This window comes from Rhizobium sp. Root149, assembly GCF_001427345.1.
GTDB lineage: Bacteria > Pseudomonadota > Alphaproteobacteria > Rhizobiales > Rhizobiaceae > Neorhizobium > Neorhizobium rhizoryzae.
This window is the reverse complement of sequence record NZ_LMGD01000023.1, coordinates 308,264-333,144: the sequence shown is the minus strand read 5'-3', so window position 1 is coordinate 333,144 and position 24,881 is coordinate 308,264. Positions and strand designations below refer to the sequence as shown.

Below are 24,881 nucleotides of genomic sequence, written 5' to 3'. Positions count from 1 at the left end.
GAAGCAACCGAACGGGAGCAGCCCTTGCCCGCGCTTGGCGATCTGATCGAAACGCTTACCGATAGCGGTCTGGGGGAGTTTCTGGCCAGCTTCAGTCCGCTGCATCTCCGTCCGCTCGATTGGCCGCCCTATCGCGATCGCGTACCGGATCGCCTGCGCGTTCTGGTGGATCTGTTTGCATTCGGTGCAGAGATCGACGCGCGGGAGCTTCCGCAGGAGCTGGGCTGGATTTCAGTGGAACTACCGCGCGCGGGCGTTGCTATTTTCGATGGCAGAAACCTCCAGCTCACGGCTGGACTGCGGCTCGTTCCAGTCGCCGGGCGATGGCTGTTCTGTACTCCTCCCGGCGCGGGATTAAGCCACTATCTTGGCGACGACTCGATTGCGTTGATGTTGCGCATTCAGCCAAAGGCAAACGCGACCGTGCTCGATCTCTGTTCGGGAAGCGGGTTGCAGGCACTGCATTGTGCGGGATTTGCACGCCGCATCACGGCGGTCGAGCGCAACAGGGATGCGGTTGAACTTGCCCGGGTCAACGTGACGCTGAACCGGCTTGAGGAAAAGATCGACGTCCTGCAGGGAGACATGTTCGAACCCGTGGACGGTCGACAGTTCGATCTCGTGGTCGCCAACCCGCCGCTATTGCCTGTGCCCGATGGTCTGCCGGATCTGTTTATCGGGCATGGTGGATATGACGGCATGCGCGCGTGCTGCCGTATTCTTGAAGGGCTGCCAACGGCCTTGTCACCTTCGGGGCGGGCGCATCTCATCGCAAGCTGTCTTGCCGATCCGGACAATCACTATCTTCGCGATCTTCTAGCCACCGCCGCGAAGACCCATCATCTCGATATCACTGCGACTGTGGTTTCCATGAAGGAGATGGCCGGAGCTGATGGCTATCTGGAAGCGATGGCGTCTGCCGTTGCGCGTGAAATCGGGCAGGATCCGGACCGTGTTCTTGCCGCCTACCGGGAAGATATGCGGCAGAGAAGGGCCACGCATCTGAGCTTTCTTTTTCTCATGGCGCGCCATGGGTCAGGACGTGTCGAACTGGTTGATATGCGAACGCCCACCAGCCAGGGTGTGTGGCATATCGGCTGACCGCGAGATGATCATCTGTTGTGGGGATCGGGCGTGAACAGTGCCGCAATTTCCTCCCATGCCAGCGAAGGCTCCTGGCCGAATTCGACCTGAACGGCGCGCAACTGTGCCTTGCCAAGCGCATCAAGCAAGGGAGCTTCCCGGTCCTGCCGGTTCAGGACGTCGGGAAATGGCAACCAGTCGGCCAAGGGTCTGTCACGCGCAATACTGTGAACAAGCCGTGCGCGTGCCGTTGCAGCATCGATCGGCGTGATGCGCTGACGGATGGTATCCGTGGAGAATTTGGGAAAGATCAGAAGATCCACGTCCATGGAGCAGATATTGACCCGACGACGAAACAGATGGTCGAGTCCCGGAGCGAAGAATTCATATTTGCCATGGGAAAAAACCGGACCATCGCGATAGGCGAAGCCATCCCGGCGCCGTGTGTCGAGGGCATTGTGCAGAAAAACATTGTCCGTGATGGTTTCCGGCGTGATCCTGCAGATGTGAGGTACGGCCTTCGCCTGGAGTTTACCCTGCGGCGTGATGGTGACTTCCCCGAAATCGCTGCCCAGAAGCTCCGCGCCACGGGCCAGAAAATGCATCGCCAAGGATGTTTTGCCCGCCATCTTGGGGCCGATGATCACCGCTCCGCGTCCGCGATAGCGCAGCATGGCCGAATGGAGATCAAGGAAGCCTTCGCTCCACAAGGCACGCCGCCAGACATATCCGGCGAGGGTCTCGACATGCGGAATGAATGCGTCTTCAGCTTCCGGCCGCACATAGACGAGGAGGCGCTCCTCATTCAGAAGAACAGTCAGGCCGCGAAATGGCTCCCCGTGGCGGACGACGGTCAACTCCTCAGACAGAGCAACAAAAACCGAGGGGAAATCCGGACGCCAGTAGGTTTTCAGGCCGGCCATTTCCCCCTCTGGATCGACTAGGCGTCGATCGGCCCAGCCAGTCCAGATCGCATCGGAGCGTATGACCGCGATCCGCCACGGGGCTGGGGCTGAGGATGAATCGAGTTGCTCTTTCGGCAACTGAACGACTTTCCCCTGGAGATGGAAAAGAAACTGCAGGATCTCGCCTGTGTCTGCTTCGTCGGAACAGAAATCCAGCGGATGGCCGTGCAGCGTGACACGGACATGATGCGCGCAACCGTTGGCGGCCTGCAGAATAGCCTGTCGGTGAAATGAATGAGTATTCAATGATTTATCCTCGTCAATATCCCTGGAACCGCAATAGACAACAACATCTTTTGGCTGTATCAAATGAAAGTTGCATTTTTATAGTGTATTCGCCACGTTTATGTCGCGGAAATTGCGAGCCACGACCCAATGAACAGATCAGGGAGGAGCGGCACCATGCTTGTGGTGATTGTAGGAACGGACGGAGCCGGAAAAACCTCGCTGAGCAAAGCGCTCGATCAGGCCTTGCGCAACTCCGGAATCTCCACCAGCCGGCTTGACCGGTTCGGCATCCTTGATCGTGCCGAGGCACCGGCGGCGGCCTTCGTTCATGCGAATGTCGATGAACTGCGCCAGTATGCACTCGATATGTCTGCCCCTGCACGGCTTCTGTTCTATCTCTGGTCCATGGCGCTTACGGTCACATCAACCATGGCAAAGCCGGACGCGCCGCAGGTGATCATCTACGACAGTTACTGGATCAAGCATGTGGCCGTCGAGATCGCCTATGGCGCGAAGGAACAACAGGCCGTCTCTGCCGGCCACCTTCTGCCCAAGCCAGATCTCATCATCTATCTCAAGGCATCACCCACCGCGCTCTACGAGCGCAAGATTGGCGATCTGGTGGCCTATGAATGCGGAATGGACCCCGCCTGCGAGCGCGAAAGCTTTATTTCCCATCAGACAAAACTGGTCGAGCGCCTTGATCGCTGGGCGGAGGAGCAGGGATGGCACATCTTCGATGCGTTGCGGCCAACGCAAGAGCTGTCCACTGAGGCGGCAGCACTGGTCATCTCCCGGTTTCCAGCACGGCAGGGTGAGGCTGCGGAATGAGGTGAGACTGTGCGTCGATGTGGTTACGAAACCACAATTCGATGTTCAGAAGCATCCAGATGCGCTTGCCGTGCCCATCATAGGCTGATTGACGCGTTGACTGTAACATCCGTTCAATTTGTTGAGTCTTAAAGATCCCGCGTTCTCGCGTCCGGCCGTCGAGCAGAATATCGGCGGCAAAGTCATGCATCGAATGCGCCAGCCAATTGTCCAGCGGAACGGGAAATCCGAGTTTCTTGCGTCGAGAGATCGAGGGTGGCAGCTTTGCGTCCGCCATCCGGCGCAGCAGATATTTCGTCGTATCGAACCTCTCGCTGAACTCGGCAGTCTTGTAGAAGCAGGCCCGAAGCATGCTGAGAGGCGATTTCCAGCGGATCTTGTAGTGTATCGGCATGGCGGTGATGAATTCGACCAGTTCGTGATCGGTGAACGGCACCCGTGCCTCGACCGAGGCCGCCATGCTCTGCATGTCCAGGCGGTCGAGCAGATCGGGAAGATGCGTCGTCTCAAACACATGAAGGATTCGATCATAGGGGCTCAAGTCCTTGAGACGCGCAAACATGTCCACAAAATGCCCGCGCAGGGCGGCATCGCCGTCGATCCGGGCCTTTGCCTCTTCCGTCAGAACGGACTGCTTGTCCTCGAAACTCCACCAGTTGTAGACATGGAAGAAGTGGTCGAGTTCCTGTGTGATCTCAAGCCGCGCCTTGATGTCGGGATCTCGGACGCGGGAAGCGAGACAGGATTTGACGGGACACGGCAGCCGGTGAAACAGGCGCAAACGCGCAAAGTCAAAGGGTGAACCCTGCACGCGGCCATAGCCGCCAAACAGTTCGTCGGCGCCTTCCCCTGACAGGCACACCGTGACATCCTGCTTCAAGTTTCTCGACAGGACGTTCAGCGCAACCTCGTGCGGAATGGACAGCGGCTGGTCGCGATGCCGGATCTGAGTTTCCAGTTCGTCCCTATAGTCGTCAGCGCTGAGGACCAGATGCCTGTGATCCGTGCCGATATGCCGACTGGCAATCTTGGCGAAAGCGCTTTCGTCATAGCCGTCTGCGTCGAAGCCGATCGAATAGGTCCTGAGTGGCTTGCCTGTAACCTCCCGCATCAGTGCCACCAGGAGACTGGAATCGACGCCGCCACTCAGATAGGCCCCGACCGGCACATCGCTGATCATCTGCCGCGTCACTGCGGCCCGAAGAAGTTCGCCTGCTCGCGCGAGATAATAATCCTCGCCATGGTCTTCCCCCGCGACGGGATGCGGCAGGTGCCAGTAGGTTCCTATGCTGATCTCGCCGTTGCGATAGGTAAGACAGCTGCTGGGCGGCAGGCTCTCGATCCCTTCATATACTGTGCTATGGCCAACAACGGTGCGAAAGGCCAGGTAACTCGAGACCGCGGACAGATTTGCCCGACGGATGAAACGCGGATGCGTGGTCAGCGATTTCATCTCGGACGCGAAGACGATTTGCTGGCCCATCCGGGTATAGTAGAGCGGCTTCACCCCCAGGCGATCCCGGATCAGCCATAAGCGCCGCTCGGTCCGATCCAGTACACCATAGGCGAAAATACCGTTGAGCTTCCTGGCGCTGTCAGGCCCCCATTCCACGAAGGCCTGCAAGACGACTTCCGTATCGCTGTTCGTCCTGAACCTGTGACCCCGTTGCCGAAGTTGCTCGCGAACCTCTTCGAAATTGTAGATTTCGCCGTTGTAGGTGATGACGTATCGCCCGCAGAGCGATTGCATCGGCTGATGACCGCCATCAGGGTCTATGATGGCCAGCCTGCGGTGACCGAAAAAGGCATGAGGTTCCATGAAACTACCCCTGCCATCCGGGCCTCGATGTTGCATCAGGTCGGTCAGCGCCTCCAAGACAGGGCGGGGCTCCTGAAGGGGACTGGACGATACGGTTCCAAATATGCCGCACATGGATCATTTCTCCCGGTGTGAGCCCCAGAGCGCGCGCGCGGCGGCAAGATCCGCAGGAAGGTCGATCTCCGACCAACGCAAGCCTGACACGTCGATTGGCTCCACGCGGTGGCCCTGTTCCATGAGGATTTGAATTCCCGCGAGGTAGTAGTCGCGCAACTTGCCGGCGCGCAGGGCTGCTTCGGTCGCAGGCATCAGATGGGACACGGCTGCTGCCGACAGTTTCGTGATGCCGACGAAACGTGCATCGGCGCTCTCTGCCGGAACCGAAGGCCCCACGGCCGCAACAGCGGCGTCTTTCAATGAGACTAGGGCATGCCCCTCTTCGACACGGCTTCGATCGACAACCAGGCCAATATCGGCGGGGGACTGGATGGCCGCCGCCAAAAGCTCCGGATCATAAATCAGATCGCCATAACAGACGAGAAGGTCATCGCCCGTCATCCAGTCACGGGCAAACAGAAAGCTGACGATGTTGTTGCAGTCCCGGTAGAAGGGATTGTAGCGAAAATCGACACGTTCGCCGTATCGGCTTGCGAAAACCTCGTGCCGAAAGCCGGTGGCAAGACAGATCCGCTTCACTCCGAGCGCTGTCATCGTCTCGATCTGGCGATCAAGCAGCGCCTTGCCATTGATCTCGATCAGAGATTTTGGCGTCTCTCCCGCCACGGATTTGAGGCGCGACCCATGACCTGCCACCAAAATCAGTGCTTTCATTGTCTGAACCAATCTCGTGCTATGCCTGTGCGTGGAGCCAGACGCGGCGCAACAGGCGGCGACGATCGGGATCGATTACTGTCGGGTCATCGGTCAGGACATGATCCTCGAAGGCCGTTCGTCCGTGCGCGATCACATGATTGTTGAGCAGCTGGATATCGCCAGCCTGCATCCCGGCCTTGATCGTCAGCTCTCCCGTCCGGTCTTCCAGCAGGCCCTCCAGGAGATGCAAGGCCAGATGCTGCCTCTCGGTCAACGGCGGCACGTTCGGCAATTGCGGCGCCTGCCATATGTATTCGGGCTGCCACCGTAGGCGCAGGCCGTGATCTCCAAGCACTGGATCATAAGAGAAAATTGGCTCGTACAAGGTTGCCGGATTGTCCGTTGAGATCTCGCCGGCCTTCAGGCGCCGGTCGAAAAAGAAAGGCTGGTACAATTCATCCAGCAGGTCGGGAGCGTGTTCGAGGAGGATATTGTGAATTCTGCCCACGCTGATGAACTTGCTGTCCCCGCCAGACAGGGCAGGCCGGACGCACAACAGTCCGACATAGTCTGCGACAGCGGGCATGATAGGGCTATCCGTGTGGATCGAGCCGCCGGTTCCGGTTTCATGATAGCGCGGCCTCTCATGCAAAGGCCGGCCAAGATTTTCCACGCGACCAAAACGAACGAACCCGGATTTCTGGACGAAAGGCCTGCCAAGTTCGAGGCAGAGACGCCAGAAAGCGTTTTCCAGCTCTATCTGACGATCTAGTACGTCAGCCAGCCCGGTCACGATCACGAAGCCGGATCCGGTTTGCAGACACTGCCGTTGCAGCATAGCCGCTGCCTCGCAAAGGCGAGGAAAGGCGCTGTTCTCCAGAGGAAGGCCTGCAAGCGGAATTTCCTCCTGAAGCAGCGCCCTGTTCGCTTGCAATTCTCCCAGAACCTTGGGGCTGAAGCGCACGGTATGGGATGAAGCTGATCCGTGATCTGCCGCCCAGGCAATATGTGGGGGCAGGAACCGATCCAGCTTCCGGAATACTGCCAACGGGGCACGGTGATGCGGGAAGGGGAGGAATGTCATCGGCCTCTCTCAAGATATAAAATATTGTAATTCATATACTTAGGTAGATAGGTCGTATCGGTGCACACCTGTTTTTCAGGAGCGATACACGTTATTGGAGTGCGTTTTAGCCCTAGTATCCTTCTACGCGATTTTCAAATTGACAACAACTAAAAATTGACGCACCGTTTTAATGCAACTGAGCGAATCCCGCTCTCAACTCGAACAAGGAGGCTTTCATGAACAAGGATCATCTCTCGGCTGAAGACGTGACACGTGCCGGTGAAGTTCTGCGCAAGACCAGCACCGGACTGCTGCTGACCGGGCGCATTCGCAATGGCAAGCTTGAGCTGGACAAGGAAACATTGAAGGAAATCGAAAAGCGCTTTCCCGATGCAGACCGCGCTTTCGTTGCCATGAATTCGCCCTTCGACCCAGTCTCGCAGTGCGCCTGACAGGTGTCCGCAATAGGCCTGTTCGCATCGACGAACAGGCCACTTGGGTCAGAGGAGGACGGGCATGACATTGAACAAAAACGATTTGCTGAACTTGAAGCGGGAGAAGGAGCGGGTCTCGTTCATTGCGCAGGTCGCGGTTCATCAATATGGGGGCAGCGATGCCTTTCCACTCTATCGGCAGGCAATTGCGGAAGCGCTGGATAATGAGCCGCCACCCTTCGATACCGAAGGCTATTCGTCCACCTATCGCAATTCCGCCCTCGACCCGCGCTGGTTGGCGACATCGATCCTGACCAATGCCGAGATGGAAGGCGACGGCGCACGACGTTTGTGGTCATTGGCGACCTTCGCAGAGAACGGCGAGGAGCGTGACCTCCTCAAGCAGCATGCCGTGGATGAATCGAGGCATGCTCTCTATTATCTGGCGCTTCTCGACCTCGCTTTTCCGGATGCCATCGAACCTGGCTTTCGCCAGGAACTGAGGCAGCTGTCGCCGGGCTTTTCAATGCACAAGGAGCTCTATCCGATAGAGGGATCGCCTTATGCTCGCCCGCCGACCATCGACGATTATCTGCAAATGAATATCGCCGAGATCCGCACGACGATCCACCACATGATGCAGCGCACCGCGATCCAGGCATATTGTCCGGAAGAAAACCTGCCGCAGGCTCTGAAGGTGCTGGATCAGCTTCTGGACGACGAACTTGCCCATGTTGGCTATACGGCCATGCTGATCGACAGGGTGGCTGCCCGCACCCCGGGGAACCGGGTCGGCGCGCTATTTCGAAAAAGATTCCGCGATTTCAACCTCATAACCACACAGGAACTGGGCGACAATTCCTTCGGATGCAGTCTTGAATGCTGTGCGAAGCGTGAATGGTGTCGCGCTGGGCCGTCCGCCTCGCCCTTCAGCTACAGCGATGCTCCCTTGCCGGATCTGTCCGCTGAACCGTCCCAGGGAGCGACCCAAGCACCGGCCCCAGCACCGGCCTGCCATTGACGCGGAGATTTGCGTACCGTGAATTCGATGTCATTCGAGAATTATCTGGCGTTCAAGCGCACGTCGAAGACGGCGATACGCGATGCGGCGCGTCTGCTGGCAAACTCGAACGGCGAGGAGATCATTCTGGCCGTGGGCTCGGTGGCAGAAGGTCTGGGCAACAGCAAATCCGATCTGGATTTGCTGTTGCTCCCGAAGGATGACGGTGTGGAGGAGGGGGCGCAAGCCGAGTGTTCCTGGGTGTCCGGCGATTGTATCGTGGATATGCAGATACTCTCGGCTTCGCGTATGCAGGCGCTTCTCGCCCGGCTGGAGGCCTGGGCATCAGAGGCTTGGGACGTCAGCAGGCTTGCTCCGTTCACCACTGCCGAACTGCTTCTGCTACATCGCCTGTGCACGGGCGTTCCGCTGTCGGGCGGCAAGGAGGAGCAAACGGCGCGCGGGCTGCTGCCCGATCGCGATCAGGTGGCCCGTCTGAAGTTGCACACCGCACGTCACATGGCGCGAACCGTGCAGGTAGACATGGTAGGCTATCAGCGTCTAGGGGACTGGCATTCGCTTCTCTATGCCTCGCAGGATCTGCTGGGTCATATCAGTGACGGTTTGCTGGCGGCATTTCGCTTCACCAACCCCAATCCGAAATGGCGCAGTCGCCTTCTTCATGGCTTGCCGGCGGATTGGGCAGACGGGATCGTAGCAAGGTCCCTGACGTCAGACGCACGAGACACTGTCTGGCGCAAGCACTATGCCCCTCCACATATTGATGTTCAGTCCGCACTTGCGCATGCCAGCGAAACCACCGCGTTCGGACGCGCCGTATTTGCCTTGGCAGAATGCAGGCTGGTGCACAATCTGGAAACGTCATGGCAAAAGACGGTATCGCGCAGGCACGGAATTGATCCGCTTCAGATGCACTTACCCAGTCTTGAACTCGATGCCGACTTCGTGATCCTGCCCGACCGCGTGTACATCGCGCGGTTGAACGAGTTCGACACCGCATTGGAAATCGCGTTCGAACATTTCCCGCTGATCTTGCAGCAGGAGATCGCGACCTCGACAGACGTTCGCCAGTAAGCTCTCCTCACCCCAGGCCTGAGACTTTCCTTGAAATCGGTTTTATCATGGATCCATCGCTAGCGATGGAATGACTAGAGAACCGTGCGCTCTATTTCAACAATGCCCTCAGCCGTGGTGTTGCAAAATCAAGAAACGTTCTGAGTTTCAGCGGCATCAGGCCTTCCGACTTATGGAGGAGATGAACCGGTGACGCGTCACGTTCATACTGCTCCAGCACCGGAACCAGCAAGCCAAGATCAACCGCCCGCTTTGCCTGATAGGCCATGACACGCGTTATGCCAAGACCCGCCGCCGCAGCGTCAACCGCTGCCTCTGCCGTATTCACGGAAAGGCGTGTCCGGATTGGCACGGTGATCTCTTTAGCGCCGTCGCGGAACGACCATATCTCAGTGGAAAGCACTCCATTGAAGGCTATGCAATCGTGGTCCTTGAGGTCGTCAGGATGCAATGGACGCGATTGCCGCTCGAGATAATCCGGGTTGGCATAGGTGGTCGTGCGGATCGAACCGAGACGGCTCGCGACCAGGCTGCTGTCCGAAAGCTCGCTGATGCGCAGAGCAACATCGATGTGGTCGTCGGCAAGACTGATCATTCGGTCACTCATCGTCAGATGAATGTTGATGTCCGGAAATTTCTTCAGGAAATCCGTGATGATGGGCAGCACATGGAGGCGACCGAAGACAATTGGCGCCGTCACGCTCAGGTCTCCCTTGGGCGCCGCATATTCCCCGGTGGCGCGGCGTTCGGCTTCCTCTACCCGCTCCAGGATCTCGCGCGCCGCAGCAACATACTGTTCCCCAGCCTCTGTCAGCAGGATGCGGCGGCTTGTGCGCGTGAACAGGCGAACGCCGAGATAGGCTTCCAGCTCGGCAATCTTGCGGCTGACGGTCGGCAAAGGTGTGTGCAGGGCGCGTGCCGCGGCCGAGAGACTGCCGTGTTTCGCAACAGATAAAAGAACCGCCATCGCATCCAGTCGATCCATGTGTGCCTTCCACTAAACGAGAGGGTAACTACAGAAATCGCACTCTACTCTAAAAATGTGGATGCCACTATTTTTCTCCCATCCCCGGATGATGGTATCCGGACGCCAAGGGAGCCAACCATGAAACTCTACCACTTTCCTCTTTCGGGACACGCCCACCGCGCCCGCCTTTTCCTTTCTCTCCTGAATGCGAAAGCCGAGATCATCGACGTCGATCTGGCAAATGGCGCGCACAAGACGCCTGAATTCCTGAAGCTTAACCCGTTCGGTCAGGTGCCTGTGCTGGAAGATGGAGATGTCGTCGTCAACGATTCCAATGCAATCCTCGTCTATGTCGCCACGAAGCTGGGCGCCAAGGATTGGTTGCCGGATGATCTGGCTTCGATTGCGAAAATCCAGAAGTGGCTTTCGGTGGCGGCCGGAGAAATTGCCTATGGCCCGTGCGCTGCTCGCCTGATCACGGTTTTCGGGGCGGATTTCCGGGCCGATGAAGTGATTGCACGCGCACACCGCATTCTTTCCCTCATTGATGCGGAACTTGGAAAACATCCCTTCATCATCGGCGAAACGCCGACCATCGCGGATGTCGCGCTCTATAGCTACATCGCAGGCGCGCCGGAAGGTAACGTCGATCTGACGCCGCACCCGCAGGTTCGCCAGTGGTTGGCGCGGATCGAGGCTTTGCCCGGTTTTGTGGCACTTCCGAAGACGCCCGTCGGCCTCGCCGCCTGAAACAATCTCGCAATCGCGCTCTCAATTGGGCTCGGGGTCGGGGCTTTTGCCCCGGCCGCTACTTCTCATAGGAGGTTTTAATGCCTGCTGAAAACGTCTCACCCTCATCGCCATGGCATGCCGGAGAACTGCAGTTGCAGCGCCAAGCGGGCGTGGTCGACCAGATGGATCCTGTCGGGCGGAAGGTCTTGCGGACATTCCTGCTCGACCAGCACCGTGAGTTCTACGAGCTGCTGCCCTTCATTGTCATTGGCTCCGTTGATCGCGACGGCATGCCCTGGGCCACGATCCGCTCCGGCCCGCCGGGCTTCCTGCATTCGCCCGATCCGCTGACGCTGAATATCGATGCCGCCAGCGATCCTGACGACCCGGCAGAAGCCGGACTGAACGACGGTGATGCAATCGGTCTGGTGGGCGTCGACCTCCTCACGCGCCGCCGCAACCGGCTGAACGGTACCGTTGTCCGCAAGGGTGCCGACCATTTCTCCGTATCCGTCGGGCAGAGCTTCGGAAATTGTCCGCGCTACATCCAAAACAGGCAGTTCAACTTTGTGCGCGATCCTGCAGAACCCAGGCCCTCGGAAGTGCTGGTTTCAGACCGGCTAGACGCAGATGCACGGCGTATCATCGAAGCTGCCGACACCTTTTTCGTCGCCTCTTACGTGGATCGAACCAGCGAAGAGCGGCAAGTGGATGTCTCCCATCGCGGTGGTCGGCCAGGTTTTGTCCGCATTGATGCCGATGGCGGACTGACCGTGCCGGATTTCAATGGCAACCTGTTCTTCAACACGCTCGGCAATTTCGTCATCAACCCGCGTGCCGGGCTGCTGTTCGTGGATCATGAGACGGGTGACATGTTGCAGATGACCGGCAGGGTCCAAGTCATACTGGATTCGCCCGAAATCGCTGCCTTTGACGGCGCAGAACGTCTCTGGCGCGTCCAGCCGGAAAAGGTGGTTCTGCGCAAGGATGCATTGCCGCTGCGGTGGGGGCTTCTGGAAGGCGGCGTGTCACCAAGCAGCCTAATGACCGGGGAATGGAGTAAAGCCGAAAGCCGCTTGAGGGTTGCCGAAAAGGCCAGGACATGGAGGCGCTTTCGCGTGGAACGGGCCATCCTTGAAAGCTCGACGATCCGTTCGTTGCACCTCGTGCCGGTCGATGGCGAGGCCGTTATCCCGCACCTTGCAGGTCAGCATCTGCCGATCCGCATTCAGGACGATACCTCGACGCTCCGTCGCAGCTATACGATCTCCAGCGCCCCATCGGATGGCGTCTACAGGCTGAGCGTGAAGCGTGAGGGAAGGGCCTCCACCCTCTTGCACGCAATGCAGGAAGGCGACGAGATCGAGGCGCTGGCGCCAGTGGGATCGTTCACCATCGACGCCATGGAACGCAGCCGTCCGGCGGTTCTGCTAGCCGCCGGCATCGGCATCACGCCCTTGCTGTCTATGCTTCACCATCTGGTGCAAACCGGCGATAGAACACGCTATCGTCGGCCCGTCTGGTTGTTCCGGTCGTCACGCACTTTCAAAGAGAGAGCCTTTGATCGCGAAATTGGTGAACTGGTGGCCCGCAGCGAGGGGACGCTTCGGGATATCAGAGTGCTCGGAACCCCCGAGGCCGCAGATGACGGCCTTTTCGATGCAGCCGGTCGTATCGACATGGCGCTCCTGAAGGCGCATCTGCCATTTGGCGACTATGATTTCTACCTCTGTGGACCGGCATCCTTCATGCAGTCGATGTATGACGGACTGCGTCGTCTAAACGTTGCCGACGACCGTATCCATGCGGAGGCGTTCGGCCCCTCTGGCCTGAAGCGCGATCATGCTGCTCCCTCATCGCCGCCGCCGCTCAATCCTCCGGCTCTGGCTCCAACCCCCGTTGCGTTCACTCGATCAGGACGGGACGCGCTCTGGAAGCCGGGCGACGGGTCATTGCTGGAGCTCGCGGAACAAAGCGGTCTCAGCCCGCCTTATGGTTGCCGGGCTGGCAATTGCGGCGAATGCCGGACCAGGATTGTTAGCGGCAGGGTGAGATATGCGTCAGAGCCCAGTTACCCCGTAGCGGGTGATGAGGCGCTGATTTGCTGTTCGGTGCCTGCCCAAACAGACGAGAATTTGCAGCTCGACCTGTGAGGCTGCCTGGTCCGAGGGGAGCAAGAAGCGACCTGCGTTGTCGACACCACTCGACAGAAGAATTCGATCTATCGGCAACTGGAGCTGGTCGCTATGGATGAGTGAATAGAAAAGGGAAATGAGAATCGCGAGAGCACAGCCATCGCATCAACCCTGATCTCGCCGTTTTGACGAGATCAGGGATTGTCGACTTTAGAGAACGGTTACGTTCTCAGCCTTCGACTTGCCAGTCTTGCGATCCTGACCAACGTCGTAGCTCACCTTCTGACCATCGGTCAGGGAAGCGCCGAAGCCGACAGCCGAGATGTGGACGAACACGTCCGGACCACCATTGTCCGGAGTGATGAAGCCGAAGCCCTTGTCCTGAGCGAAAAACTTTACGGTACCAGTTGCCATCTTATCCTCTTTGAATCGAAGTGCGGACAAGCATTAGCGACTGGGCCGTCACACAGCAAGACAAGTTCTGCACAAGGCCACGTCAGTTCTCTTCAAGAGCATTGAAGCGGATCATGTTCTCGACGTTTCAGACTGTCTTCACGTTCTTCATCATAATCCGCATCGCACGGATCGCCGCCTCAAGATCCTGCGGGTCAACCCCCTGAATCAACGCCTCCTCACGCGCGAGCGCAATGCGGATGATGGTCGCGTGGAGTTCGTAACCTTTGTCGTTTAGCCACCACGTACGCTTTCTGGGGTCCTTCTCTGAGGTGACGGATCCCAGGTAGCCCATCTCATCAAGGGTCGCCAGCGCACGGCTGGCCGCTGCCTTGTCCAGGTTGACAACTTCGCAGATTCGGGCGGCGGTGATTTCGGGTTCGATCGCGAGCATGGAGACGGTGCGCCACTCAGTGATACCAATGCCAAACCGATCGCGATAGACAGCAGACGCACCTCGGGAGAGGGCATTGTTGATGCTCGAGAGGAAGAAGGGTATATAATTCGTAATGTCGAGGATCTCGACATCGTCTCTTAGGGTCGTGGAGCGGGAAATTCGTGCCTCGGGGCAGACAGCCTCGCGTTCAGCGGATGGCCGCTTCTTCCGCGTCTCATGTTGATCCATCAGGCAGGTTCTTTCAGCGCCTTTGCCAATTCGACGATGTCAAAATTTCGAGCTGCTAGAATGTCCAGCGACACGCCATCTGGCTGTCGAAGAAGCTTTCTCGCGGCCATATGTTCGCCGGCGGCATTGATTGTTTCCAGCGACAAGAATTTACCCATCTTGAATCGAAAAACAAGTTGTCGCCCGTCTGGGCCCACCACTGAAATGTCCTCGTCCGCTGCCTGACCAAGACCTGCAATCTGCAGCTTCAGGCTTCCCTGGTCGCTCCAGAACCAAGGGACAGCCTCATACACCACACTCTTGCCAATGATCCGCCGGGCGATTGTTCGAGCATGGTCGGTCGCCGCCTGCACTGATTCAAGCCTGATGATGCCTCCTGATGTAGGGCAAGGGAAGGCTGCACAGTCGCCGAGTGCCGAAATCGAAGGATCAGCTGTCAGCAAGGTATTGTCTACGACGACACCGTTTGCAACCTGAAGACCAGCCTCTTCAGCAAGCTCGGTATTGGGGCGGACGCCTGCGGCGAGCAGGATCATGTCCCCCTCGACGCTGCGGCCATCCGAAAGCCGAACCCCGCTTGCAAGACCATCATGACCTACTGTTACCTCAACCACTGACGCACCAAGAAGCAATTCGTTTCCGAGCTTTTCATGAAACTCCCGGAAAGTCTGTGACATCGCCTCCGAAACCACGCGCGCCATCAGCCGTGGTGCCGCTTCGATGACCGTGACCTGGTGACCGGAAGAAACGGCCACCGCAGCAAACTCCAGGCCGATGAAGCCGCCCCCTATGACGATGACCTTGCGAAATGTGGCGAGAGCATCACGCAGCCGGTCGGCATCCACCGTGGTCTTGAGGCTGTAGACGTTTGGGGCTTCCAGGCCCGGTATGAGAGGTACGAAGTTGCGTGCGCCAGTTGCGAGAACGAGATGCTCGTACGGCAGCATCCGGCCCGTCGACGTTTGTACCGTCCTGGCAATCCTATCGATGCCGACGGCCCGCTCCGGTGCAATGAGATCTATCCTGCTTCGCTCGAAAAAGCTTGCAGGACGAAGCTGTACCGCTTCTACTCTTCCGTCTCTCAGATACGCCTTGGAAAGAGGCGGACGCTGGTAGGGCAGACAGTCTTCATCTCCGATCATGGTGATCGGTGACTGGTATCCCTCCTGCCGCAGGCTGGCCGCCAACTGAAAGCCGCCCTGGCCAGTTCCGATAATGACGACGCCGTCGCTCATGTCTGACTTTCCGGCAGATGGATGACCAGCCCATCGAGCTCCGGCCGGATACGGATCTGGCAGGAAAGGCGGCTTGTCGGCTTCACCTCGCAGGCCGCGCTCTCCATCATGTCTTCTTCCCCATCCGCGCGGGTGCCCACTCGCTCCACCCATGCCTCGTCGACATAACAGTGGCATGTGGCGCACATCATGGAGCCGCCGCATTCGGCGACAATGCCATCCACGTCGTTGGCGAGGGCCGCGCGCATGACGTTGTCTCCGTCAGCGGCGTCGACAGCAGTTTCGTTGCCGTCGTGAGATATAAAGATGATCCTGGTCATGTTGATCCTATCGTGCGATGAAGCGCAGCGGCATGTGGTCGAGGGCGTGGATGGCATTGTTAGGTCGCCATATCGGCTCGCCCGCGAACTCCACACGTTCCACCTTCTCAGCAAGGACTGTCAGGACAGTCTCCAGCTCGAGGCGGGCCAGGTTCTGACCGACGCATCCATGGATTCCTGCTCCGAACGCCATGTGGCCCACAGGCTTCCGCTCGACCCGGAAGACTTCCGGGTCATCCCATTTTTGCGGATCCAGATTCGCCGAAGCTAGAACGCAGAGGATCTTGGTTCCTTCCGCGATATGTCGCCCTGCGACTTGCGTGTCATGATTGGCGGTGCGAGCAAACGTATGGACGGGGGAGGTGAAGCGCAGGACCTCTTCGAAACACGGACGGGCCAAGGAGGGATCTGCTCTCAGTTTCCTGTATTCATCGGGATTGGAGGCGAGGCACCACAAGGCATTCCCGATCCCCGTCACGGTCGTGTCGACGCCAGCGGAGAGGAAGGAGCGAACAAGCATGGCTGCTTCGGCTTCCGTGACTTCGCCATCGTCGGCGGCGCCATAGATCAGGGCACCCAGGCCATCCTTCGTCAGGCGGTCGCGGGCGCAGGCGGCAGTGATCCAGGGCACGATGTCCGGCGCCATCGCCATGGCGTTCCTGCGGAACTTGTTGTCCGGCCCCAAGGCGTTGAATACCATGGCACCGTAGTCGACGAGCCTGCGGCGATCGCTGTCCACCATTCCGACTGCTTTCGGGAAAACAGCCACCGGAAAAGCTTCAGCGAGTTCGGCGACGGCTTCGAAGCTCTCTCGCATGATCAACTGGTCGAGGATCGCCTCTGCAGTCTGTCTAAACTGCTCCTTCAATCCGGCTATCGCCTTCGGCGACAGTGCCCGCGCCATCACCTTGCGTGTCTTCGTGTGATCCGGTGGGTCCACTTCAAGGATGATGGAAGGTGGTCTCCAGGGCTTGCCATACTTGAAATCGTTGAGACCAACGCCGCGAGAGGAAACAAACCTGTTGTGATCGGAGAATATCTCGCGTGTCTCCTCGTATCGGCCTGAAGCCAGAACGGACCACTTCGGGATATAGACGAGCGGTCCTCGCGCCCGCAGTTCTGCATAGTAGGAAGCCGGATCGAGAAGCACTTCTTCCGCGTATGGATCCACATCCCACACAGGGATGTCGGAGGATGGCTCGAACGCCATATGGCCTTCAATCATGTTCATGGATTTTACCTCCTCCTCAGGTCAGGCTTGAGCAACGCCGATATGGCGCTCCAGCAGCTCCGGTTGTTGTTTGAGAGCGTCGGCCCCACCGTCGTAGACGATGGACCCATTGGTGATGACGACGGCGCGGTTTGCAAATTGCAGAGCCGCCGCCGCGTGCTGCTCGACCAGCAACACTGTCCTTTTTCCGTCAGCCGCCAGCGCTTCAAATGCCTGCATCAACTGCTCGCAGATAACCGGGGCAAGACCTTCGAGCGGCTCGTCGAGAAGAACGATCTGCGGTTCCGTCATCAGGGTCCGCGCAATTGCAAGCATCTGCTGCTCGCCACCCGAAAGCTGCGTGCCGCCGTTCTTGCGCCGCTCCTTCAGCCTCGGGAACAGAGCATAGGCTTCATCCAGAGAGGCATCGCCACGCATCACCGACGTGAGATTTTCCTCCACCGTGAGCGAGGGGAAGATGTCGCGGGTTTGGGATACCAGGCCAAGGCCAAGCATCGACCGCTGATGAGGGCGAAGATTTGATATGTCCTGGCTGTGCAGTTTGATCGTGCCTTTATGGAGCCGTGTCAGACCCATGACGGTCGCAAGCAGCGTCGTCTTGCCGGCTCCGTTGCGCCCGATCATCGCGACGCGGTCGCCGCGGTTTATCGTCAGCGTGACATCTTGCAGGATGTGCGTCTGTCCATAGCCTGCGGTGACATTGTTGAGGGATAGTGCAGCCTCAGTCATGCGCGCCTCCGAGGTAAAGCTCACGGACCTTGGGATCCTTGCTGATCTCCTGTGGCGTACCTTCGGTGAGGATACGGCCGCTGACGAGAACCACGATCGAACGGGCCACCCGAAACACCAGATCCATATCGTGCTCGATGATCAGTACCGCCAGTTCGGTCGGCAGCTTCTCGAGGGCTTCGACGATGAGATGACTCTCGCTGGAAGGAACACCTGCGGCTGGCTCGTCGAGAAGCACCACTCGGGGCTTCAGCGCAAGCGTCAGCGCCAACTCGATCAACCGCTGCTGCCCATAAGCAAGCGATTCCACTGGCTTGTCTGCCAGAGACACGAGAGCGAACTGCTCGAGCAGAGCGTCGACCTCCGCTTCAACGGTCTTGGAGCTTGCTGCACGTCCTAACAACTGCCCGCCGCGGCCTAACCGTTCGAGGATGGGGAGGCGGATGTTCTCGCGCACCGTCATTGTCTTGAAGAGCGTCGTGATCTGGAAGGTCTTGGCGATGCCACGCTTGACCCGTGCCGCTTCACCAAGCTTCCCTATATCCTGACCGTCGAAGCGGATGGTGCCGCCACTGGGCGAGAGCTTGCCCGTCACCAGATTGGCAAAGGTTGTCTTTCCGGCACCATTCGGTCCGATCAAGGCCTTTCGCGCTCCCGGAGGCAGATCGAAGTCTATGCCCTCGGCCACTGTCAGACCGCCAAAGGTTTTTCTGAGCCCACGGACTTCAAGACCTTGCATTGTCGCGCCTCCGAAACAGGTCTGAGATGGCTTTGGGGATGCCAAGCACCCCTGACGGCACGAAGAATACGACGCCGAGGATCAGTGCCCCGATGATAAAGAGCCAGTTGAATGGATCGACGGCCGCGGCGACATGGTGAACCGTCATGAAGATCACGACACCGATCACCGCGCCATACAAACGCCCGGTCCCGCCCAGGATCAGCATGATGAGGGCTTCGGCCGACAGGTTGAAGGCGTATACTTCAAGACTGACAAGCTGCGTCACTTGTGCCGCGAGTGCGCCCGCGACGCCTGCGATGGCACCACCGATGGTATAGACGGTCACGAGCCGCCAATATACCGGGCTGCCGATGGCAACCATGCGGGCGGCGCTGTCCTTGATACCTCGGACCGAAAGTCCGAGTGGCGACAGCGTCACGATCTTGAGAACGGCGTAGCAGACAACGACAACCGCCAGAGCATACCAGTAGCCTGTGCGACCGATGAAGTCGAACTTGAACATGCCGAGCACTGGCTCCATGCGAATGCCGCGCAGGCCGTCGGCACCACCGGTGAGATCGCGCGCTTGGTTGGCGATCTCTTGACAGATTAAGGTCACCGCAATCGAGAGCATCAGCAGCGTCAGTCCGTGTGAGCGCATCAGAAGCAGGCCGGAGACGAAGGCGAGCACGGCCCCTGCAATGGCCCCCACCGCAAGACCGGTAAGAGGGTCACCTGAGACATGCACGGCGAACAGTCCGGCGGCATAAGCACCGGTGCCATAGAGAGCCGCGTGACCAAGGGTCGCGATGCCCGCATAGCCGAGGACGAGATCGAGCGACAGCACGAACAGGATCATCACAAGGAAGCGGGTAATGAGGGCGAGGTCGTAGGGGAAGGCATAGAAGGCGGCCACAGCACAGGTCAGCATGGCTGCCTCGGGCAACAATGGCACCCGGACTGCAGTCGTCCAGGAACGGGTTTGATCTGGGGATTGGAGATCAGAGGTCATGTCATGCCTTTCCGAGAAGGCCGGCAGGCCGGAATGCGAGAAGCGCCATGACCAGAGCAAAGAACACGATCGTTCCCGCATCAGGGATGAGGTAGCGGGATGCCGTCTCCAGGACGCCGAGGGCAAGTGCCGCCGCGAATGATCCCGTGATCGAGCCCATGCCGCCGACGGAGACGACGATGAGGAACAGCACCATGTAACGAAGCGGATAATAGGCATCGACAGGCAGGAGTTCGGAGCCAAGAATTCCTCCCAGTGCCGCCAGACCTGCGCCAAGACAGAAGGTGGCCGCGTAGATCCTGTCGGTGTTGATGCCAAGCGAGCTTGCAATGTTGCGGTTATCGACCGATGCGCGAAGCCGGGTGCCAAAGCGGCTCCTGTCCAAGGTCAGAACCAGCCCGATGATGACGGCAATGCCTGCCAGAATGACGACCAGACGATGGGCCGGAAGAACCCGGAAACCCAGATCGAGCGAGTGCTGGAGAGACGCCGGCAGGGGGATAGACAGCAGGCTCGATCCGAGCAACTTGTTGACGGCAGCGATCACCATGAACGTGATCCCTATGGTGGACAGAACCTGCTGCAGCTCTCCCAGTCTGTAGATGCGACGGAAGAGAAGGCGTTCGCTCAGAAACGCCGAACCAATGGTCGCGGCGATGGCGAGGGGTACCGCGACATAGTAGCCGAGGCCCCAACGCAAGATGAGCGTATGAGCAACCGCCCCGCCAACCAGCGCGAAGGCGCCATGCGCCAGGTTGATCACCCGCATGAGACCCATGGTCACCGACAGGCCGACGGAGATCATGAACAGGATCATGCCATAGGCGATCCCGTCGACTGCAATGTTCAGCAATAGCGACATTAGCCACTCCAGTGGACGAACGGATTTGTGCCGCCGGCACGCCCGGCGACTGGACAAGGATGGGTATAAAATTGTGGTCTGGAGCGCTTCCCGTGAACTCGGGATCAACTTTGTTTCACGACTGGCGTCCGCCAGTCGTGAAACCTGAAGGGACTGGCGCTCTAGGGTAAGGGCCGAGCTTCCTGATTACTGTGACCAGCCCAGATCGCCAACGGTCGCGATCACGCCCTTTTCCCTGTTGACCAAGAGACCGCTCGCGGCATCGCGTTCAACCTCCCGGATATAGACGTTCTGCTTGAGGGTTCGGGTCGGCGGATCCATCTCGACAGGCCCACGTGGACTTTCCCACTTCAGCGCCTTTACGGCCTCGAGCGCCTTTGGCCCATCGCTTCCTGCGGCCTTGACCATCTCGTAGATGAGATGCGTACCGTCGTAGGCCCCAACGGAGGCCCAGTTGGTGATGGCGTTCGGAAATTTTTCTTTGACTGCCTTGTTGAATTCTCGCGCGACATCGCTGTCGTGTGCTGCCGAATAGTGGAACGCAGTGGTCAGTCCAATGGCTGCATCGCCAAGCGCCTGAAGATTTGACTCTTCGGTTTCCGCAGTTCCGAGGAAGCGAATGCCTGACTTGGCGAGCCCGTTCTCGTTGTAGGTCTTGGTGAAGCCGAATGTCGGCGGGCCACCCGGAAGGAACGCGAAGACAGCGTTCGGATTCTGGCTGCGTACCCTTTGTATGAAGGGCGTGAAGTCGGTCGTTGCGACAGGCATTCGGATCGCATCGACTACCTTGCCGCCCTTCTTCTCGAAGGCCGCCTTGAACGCCTTCTCCGCATCAATGCCCGGCCCGTAGTCAGATACGGCCGTGACCACGGTCTTGATCCCTTGGTCGAAAGCCCAATCCGCTAGCGGAGCAGTCACCTGCGGTAGAGTATAGCTCGTGCGCAGAAAATACTGCGATCCCTTGTTGATCGATGAAGTCGCAGCGTTGAAGATGACGGTAGGGGTTTGGGACTGGTCGATCAGTGGCGCAACAGCAAGTGCGTTCGGTGTGAAGGTGAAGCCGGCAAGGTAATCGACCTGCTCGCGGATCAGCAGTTCCTGCGCCAACGTTTTCGCGACATCAGGATTGGATCCGCCTACGTCCTTGTAGATGAACTCGATTGTATGCTCGCCAGCCTGCTTCCCGTGTTTCGTCACATAGGTCTCGATGGCTTCCCTGTACTGTCTGCCGTACATGGCAAACGGGCCAGAGAACTCGGCAATCACACCAACCTTGATTGTATCAGCCCAGCTCACGCTGGAACAAAGTGCGAGAATTGCTGCCGCAAAGGCAGCACGCTTGACCATAGACATGTGATCCTCCCAAACCACGGTGTAGGCGACCACTCCTCTGGCCACCAAACGAGTTGCGTTTACAACTCGCCCCCAATAATGCTGAAACAAGTTGAGTTGTCAACTGACTGTGCTGGATGTCAAGAATCTAAGATCTTCGGCGGAGAAGACACTTACGGGGACGTCTGTGCTTGGGATTCCACGATCCTTCTACGGCCTTCAGGTCGTGACCGGCGTCGATCTGGATATCGTCGAAGATGGCGGCACGGAGCTCATCGGCCCGATGATGCAGGCAGATCAACCATTTTCAATGGTCTTTCGGGTCTTTATGCGCCGGATGACGGGCGGGTCCTGCTTACCGGGCAGGATCTGACCTGACAAGGCCGGCATATACCGGTCATCAAGCGGACCGCGCTCGACTGACGATGCGCCAGAGGCGGCGAAGCCAGCGGAATTAAAAGACTTTCCCGATGCCTGATTGTGAGGCGCCTATTGCCGCTCCCATGGGGCTAGGTGCGGATTCCATGCCAATGCAACTCAAGAGGAAAGTGCATGATCTACGAAGGTTACCAACTCGCGGGAAAGCTCTTCATCTTCCGGGGCGCCCCCGAAACCCCCGTGAGGCATGGCTTCGAACACATGCAGCTCGGCCACGGCTCCGACCTGGCACAATGACCTATGTAGGCGCACAGCATTCGAAAGCAGCAGGTCGCGTGTGCCACTCTGAATGAATGTCGGTGGGAATTCCTTGGTGAACCGTCCGAAGAGAGGTGAGATATACGGATGGCCCAGATCGGCGCCGTTGGCATAGAGTAGGTTCGCCGACATCAAGGAGGTTGGAAGATTTACGTCGATCATCTTGTTGGTCTGGAAGCTGTCGCCTGACTCCGTCAGGTCGATTTCAGGCGAAAGCAACACAATCGCGCGGGGCAAATCCTGCCCTTCATCCTGGGCGCGCAGGACGGTTGCCAATGCCAGATTGCCACCAGCAGATCGTCCACCGATGATAATGCGGTCGGCCCCATACGTGTTGACTGCGTGCCGGTATACGCACATGCAGTCGTCAAGCGCAGCAGGAAAGGGGAATTCAGGAGGCATGCGATAGTCAATACCGTAGCACCGGATGCCATGCCGAGATGCGGCGATCCGCGCTCCTTCACGACATGCCTTGCCACCGCCAAATACGAGCGCTCCTCCGTGCAAATCGATGTAGACGCAATCATCTTGCTTAAGATGGGCAGGCGTCGCCAGATACGCCGTGGCTGAGCCGATCGCCTCCGTGGTGATTTCGACATCTCGCGATGAGTCCTGCTCTGCCGCCGCTGCTGCATAGCTCGCATCCACCACGGCTCTAAGCTTTTGCCATGCCTCGCGATCATCGGCTCTGGGCAAAGGATGAAGTGCATTCAGTGGCACCCCGTCACTTCGGACGGCACCGTGAAGTCTTTCTTGCGCTTGCATACTGATGGAGTTTGGAACTGGCACGTGATGCCGATCAACGTTGATCGAGTTGAACCCGAAAACACTTTCCCGATCCGTCATGATGATCCTTATTCCGCTGTTGTGAGTGGCATATGCTGCCAACAGGGTCGGGCCAAATTGGGGCCAGTTCACGGCTAGCTCGTCTGAGGCAACTCGCTTCACGGCTGACGAATAGGGGTGACGACGACCGAGTTCCCTCGCGTTTCTTCTGGGCCTGACTTGGAACTTCGACCCTCGTTTCCTGTTCGCAGCATACTGATTTACCGGCGAGGCTCTCATGCTTTCTATCCCGACCCCGTTCGACCTGTCCCCCGCTATTGGGTGGCCCGTCCACGTCATCGGCATCTTCGCCGTTCTCCTCGCTGCGATCGCCAAAATCCGAGCGACAGGCATCGCATCCTGACAAAAAGAAGGAAATGACAATGAAAGCACTCTGCTGGCACGGAAAAGGCGATATTCGTTGCGATAGCGTTCCCGATCCCCAAATCGAAGACGACCGCGACGTCATCATCAAGATGTCGGCCTGCGCTATCTGTGGATCGGATCTCCATCTGATGGACGGCTATATTCCATTCATGGAAAAAGGCGACATCCTCGGCCATGAGTTCATGGGTGAAGTCGTCGAAGTTGGTCACGGCAACACAAAGCTCAAGGTCGGAGACCGCGTCGTCGTTCCCTTCACGATCTGCTGTGGGGAGTGCTCGCAATGCCTCAAAGGCAATTGGTCGGTTTGTGAGCGGTCCAATCGCAAGGCCGAGAATGCAACAAAGGCGTTCGGTTATCCAACCGCCGGTCTCTTCGGATATTCGCACCTGACAGGAGCCTATGCGGGCGGTCAGGCGGAATACGTGCGCGTGCCTTATGCGGACGTCTCGCCCATCATTATCCCGAATGGCATTTCGGATGAGCAGGCGCTCTTCCTTGGTGATATCTTTCCGACCGGTTGGATGGCCGCGGCCAATTGCGAGATCGAACCGACCGATATCGTTGCGATCTGGGGATGTGGTCCTGTCGGCCAGTTCTGCATCAAAAGTGCCTTCATGCAGGGCGCCGCGCGTGTGATCGCAATCGACAATGTGCCCGAGCGTCTGGCTCTCGCTGCTGCAGCCGGTGCTGAGATCATCAATTTCGATGAGATCGATGGCACTATTCCTGACCACATCAAGGATATGACCGCGGGTCATGGCGCCGACAAATGCATCGACGCCGTCGGCGCGGAATCCCACGCAACCGCTTCGTTTGACGCGATCGTCGACAAGGTGAAAGCAGCAACCTTGCTGGGAACCGACCGCCCGCATGTTTTGAGAACGGCAATTATGGCCTGCCGCCCCGGCGGCATCGTTTCCGTTCCCGGCGTCTATGGCGGCTTCCTGGACAAGATCCCGTTCGGAGCGGCGATGAACAAAGGGCTGACGATCAGAACCGGCCAGACCCATGTCAATCGTTACTCGCTCGATCTCCTTCGCCGTATCGAAGAGGGTCAGATTGATCCGAGTTTTATCATTACCCATCGCGCAACGCTGGATCAGGGACCGGAACTCTACGAGACGTTCCGCGACAAGAAAGACAACTGCATCAAGGTTGTTTTGACTGCGTGAAACTGGACAGACACAAGCTGAAGATTTGAAAACGGCTTGCTGCAGACTTGAACAGGATCATGGCGTTGAGCCTTCTTTCGACGCCATGGCCGGTCTCATGATACAGCGAATAG

Annotated in this window: 25 protein-coding genes; 9 read left to right on the top strand and 16 right to left on the bottom strand. The window is 58.3% G+C overall.

Translation table 11 applies throughout. From position 1 onward, the window contains the following. Positions 1-24: 24 nt before the first annotated feature. The gene (locus ASD54_RS21440) at positions 25-1,101 is read left to right on the top strand and encodes a methyltransferase (RefSeq protein ID WP_162249602.1); all 1,077 of its coding nucleotides are present in this window, start codon (positions 25-27) and stop codon (positions 1,099-1,101) included. 11 nt (positions 1,102-1,112) lie between these two features. On the opposite strand, the gene ASD54_RS21435 is transcribed toward ASD54_RS21440, so the two are convergent. Next, positions 1,113-2,294, bottom strand: coding sequence for a hypothetical protein (locus tag ASD54_RS21435; RefSeq protein WP_156379323.1), 1,182 nt, complete (start codon positions 2,292-2,294; stop codon positions 1,113-1,115). A gap of 156 nt (positions 2,295-2,450) precedes the next feature. Between ASD54_RS21435 and ASD54_RS21430 the strand changes: the two genes are divergently transcribed. Next, entirely contained in the window at positions 2,451-3,107 is a 657-nt protein-coding gene (locus ASD54_RS21430; RefSeq protein ID WP_062556597.1) for a hypothetical protein, read from the top strand. Here the strand turns inward: ASD54_RS21430 and asnB are convergent. Genes asnB through ASD54_RS21415 form a run of 3 tightly spaced genes read right to left on the bottom strand, consistent with a single transcriptional unit; the run spans position 3,064 to position 6,823 of the window. Beyond that, positions 3,064-5,040, bottom strand: coding sequence for an asparagine synthase (glutamine-hydrolyzing) (gene asnB, locus ASD54_RS21425; RefSeq protein WP_062556596.1), 1,977 nt, complete (start codon positions 5,038-5,040; stop codon positions 3,064-3,066). The genes ASD54_RS21430 and asnB overlap by 44 nt on opposite strands. 3 nt (positions 5,041-5,043) lie before the next feature. Further along, positions 5,044-5,757: a phosphocholine cytidylyltransferase family protein gene (locus tag ASD54_RS21420; protein ID WP_062556595.1), complete on the bottom strand. Its 714-nt coding sequence runs from the start codon at positions 5,755-5,757 to the stop codon at positions 5,044-5,046. A gap of 19 nt (positions 5,758-5,776) precedes the next feature. Continuing rightward, positions 5,777-6,823, bottom strand: coding sequence for a TauD/TfdA family dioxygenase (locus ASD54_RS21415; protein WP_062556594.1), 1,047 nt, complete (start codon positions 6,821-6,823; stop codon positions 5,777-5,779). Positions 6,824-7,041: 218 nt separating this feature from the next. Between ASD54_RS21415 and ASD54_RS21410 the strand changes: the two genes are divergently transcribed. From ASD54_RS21410 to ASD54_RS21400, 3 genes are all read left to right on the top strand, one after another. Next, the gene (locus ASD54_RS21410; RefSeq protein WP_062556593.1) at positions 7,042-7,257 is read left to right on the top strand and encodes a hypothetical protein; all 216 of its coding nucleotides are present in this window, start codon (positions 7,042-7,044) and stop codon (positions 7,255-7,257) included. Between the two features lie 64 nt (positions 7,258-7,321). Then, a complete protein-coding gene (locus ASD54_RS21405) occupies positions 7,322-8,260 on the top strand; it encodes a hypothetical protein (RefSeq protein ID WP_062556592.1) in 939 nt (312 codons plus the stop codon). 18 nt (positions 8,261-8,278) lie between these two features. Next, positions 8,279-9,334, top strand: a complete 1,056-nt coding sequence (locus ASD54_RS21400; protein WP_156379322.1) for a hypothetical protein — start codon at positions 8,279-8,281, stop codon at positions 9,332-9,334. Between the two features lie 91 nt (positions 9,335-9,425). On the opposite strand, the gene ASD54_RS21395 is transcribed toward ASD54_RS21400, so the two are convergent. Continuing rightward, the gene (locus ASD54_RS21395) at positions 9,426-10,319 is read right to left on the bottom strand and encodes a LysR family transcriptional regulator (protein ID WP_062556590.1); all 894 of its coding nucleotides are present in this window, start codon (positions 10,317-10,319) and stop codon (positions 9,426-9,428) included. Between the two features lie 120 nt (positions 10,320-10,439). Here ASD54_RS21395 and ASD54_RS21390 point away from each other — a divergent pair, with 120 nt between their 5' ends. Both ASD54_RS21390 and ASD54_RS21385 read left to right on the top strand, forming a co-directional pair. Then, positions 10,440-11,051, top strand: coding sequence for a glutathione S-transferase (locus tag ASD54_RS21390; RefSeq protein ID WP_062556589.1), 612 nt, complete (start codon positions 10,440-10,442; stop codon positions 11,049-11,051). A gap of 80 nt (positions 11,052-11,131) precedes the next feature. Then, positions 11,132-13,186, top strand: a complete 2,055-nt coding sequence (locus ASD54_RS21385; RefSeq protein WP_062556588.1) for a pyridoxamine 5'-phosphate oxidase family protein — start codon at positions 11,132-11,134, stop codon at positions 13,184-13,186. A gap of 192 nt (positions 13,187-13,378) precedes the next feature. On the opposite strand, the gene ASD54_RS21380 is transcribed toward ASD54_RS21385, so the two are convergent. From ASD54_RS21380 to ASD54_RS21335, 10 genes are all read right to left on the bottom strand, one after another. Then, entirely contained in the window at positions 13,379-13,582 is a 204-nt protein-coding gene (locus tag ASD54_RS21380; RefSeq protein WP_062556587.1) for a cold-shock protein, read from the bottom strand. 127 nt (positions 13,583-13,709) lie between these two features. Next, positions 13,710-14,246, bottom strand: a complete 537-nt coding sequence (locus ASD54_RS21375) for a MarR family winged helix-turn-helix transcriptional regulator (protein WP_062556586.1) — start codon at positions 14,244-14,246, stop codon at positions 13,710-13,712. Beyond that, positions 14,246-15,481, bottom strand: a complete 1,236-nt coding sequence (locus ASD54_RS21370) for an FAD-dependent oxidoreductase (protein WP_062556585.1) — start codon at positions 15,479-15,481, stop codon at positions 14,246-14,248. Before ASD54_RS21370 ends, ASD54_RS21375 begins: the two co-directional genes overlap by 1 nt. After that, complete coding sequence (locus ASD54_RS21365; RefSeq protein ID WP_062556584.1) at positions 15,478-15,801, bottom strand: 2Fe-2S iron-sulfur cluster-binding protein; 324 nt, start codon at positions 15,799-15,801, stop codon at positions 15,478-15,480. Before ASD54_RS21365 ends, ASD54_RS21370 begins: the two co-directional genes overlap by 4 nt. Before the next feature lie 7 nt (positions 15,802-15,808). Further along, positions 15,809-17,032 (bottom strand): cytochrome P450, encoded by a 1,224-nt coding sequence (locus ASD54_RS21360; RefSeq protein ID WP_062556583.1) that lies wholly within the window; start codon positions 17,030-17,032, stop codon positions 15,809-15,811. A gap of 21 nt (positions 17,033-17,053) precedes the next feature. After that, entirely contained in the window at positions 17,054-17,761 is a 708-nt protein-coding gene (locus ASD54_RS21355) for an ABC transporter ATP-binding protein (protein ID WP_062556582.1), read from the bottom strand. After that, positions 17,754-18,500 (bottom strand): ABC transporter ATP-binding protein, encoded by a 747-nt coding sequence (locus ASD54_RS21350; protein WP_062556581.1) that lies wholly within the window; start codon positions 18,498-18,500, stop codon positions 17,754-17,756. The genes ASD54_RS21355 and ASD54_RS21350 overlap by 8 nt, the downstream gene beginning before the upstream one ends. Next, complete coding sequence (locus tag ASD54_RS21345; protein WP_082547319.1) at positions 18,487-19,494, bottom strand: branched-chain amino acid ABC transporter permease; 1,008 nt, start codon at positions 19,492-19,494, stop codon at positions 18,487-18,489. Before ASD54_RS21345 ends, ASD54_RS21350 begins: the two co-directional genes overlap by 14 nt. A 1-nt stretch (position 19,495) precedes the next feature. Continuing rightward, positions 19,496-20,356: a branched-chain amino acid ABC transporter permease gene (locus ASD54_RS21340; RefSeq protein WP_062556580.1), complete on the bottom strand. Its 861-nt coding sequence runs from the start codon at positions 20,354-20,356 to the stop codon at positions 19,496-19,498. Positions 20,357-20,542: 186 nt separating this feature from the next. Further along, positions 20,543-21,709, bottom strand: coding sequence for an ABC transporter substrate-binding protein (locus ASD54_RS21335; protein WP_062556579.1), 1,167 nt, complete (start codon positions 21,707-21,709; stop codon positions 20,543-20,545). Between the two features lie 166 nt (positions 21,710-21,875). Here ASD54_RS21335 and ASD54_RS21330 point away from each other — a divergent pair, with 166 nt between their 5' ends. Then, positions 21,876-22,061: a hypothetical protein gene (locus ASD54_RS21330; protein WP_062556578.1), complete on the top strand. Its 186-nt coding sequence runs from the start codon at positions 21,876-21,878 to the stop codon at positions 22,059-22,061. Between the two features lie 164 nt (positions 22,062-22,225). Here the strand turns inward: ASD54_RS21330 and ASD54_RS21325 are convergent, their stop codons facing one another. Next, positions 22,226-23,104 carry an alpha/beta hydrolase gene (locus ASD54_RS21325; RefSeq protein ID WP_244484815.1) on the bottom strand — a complete coding sequence of 293 codons (879 nt, stop codon included), beginning with the start codon at positions 23,102-23,104 and terminating at the stop codon, positions 22,226-22,228. A gap of 488 nt (positions 23,105-23,592) precedes the next feature. Between ASD54_RS21325 and ASD54_RS21320 the strand changes: the two genes are divergently transcribed. Next, positions 23,593-24,768, top strand: coding sequence for a zinc-dependent alcohol dehydrogenase (locus ASD54_RS21320; RefSeq protein WP_062556576.1), 1,176 nt, complete (start codon positions 23,593-23,595; stop codon positions 24,766-24,768). The last annotated feature ends 113 nt before the right edge of the window (positions 24,769-24,881 follow it).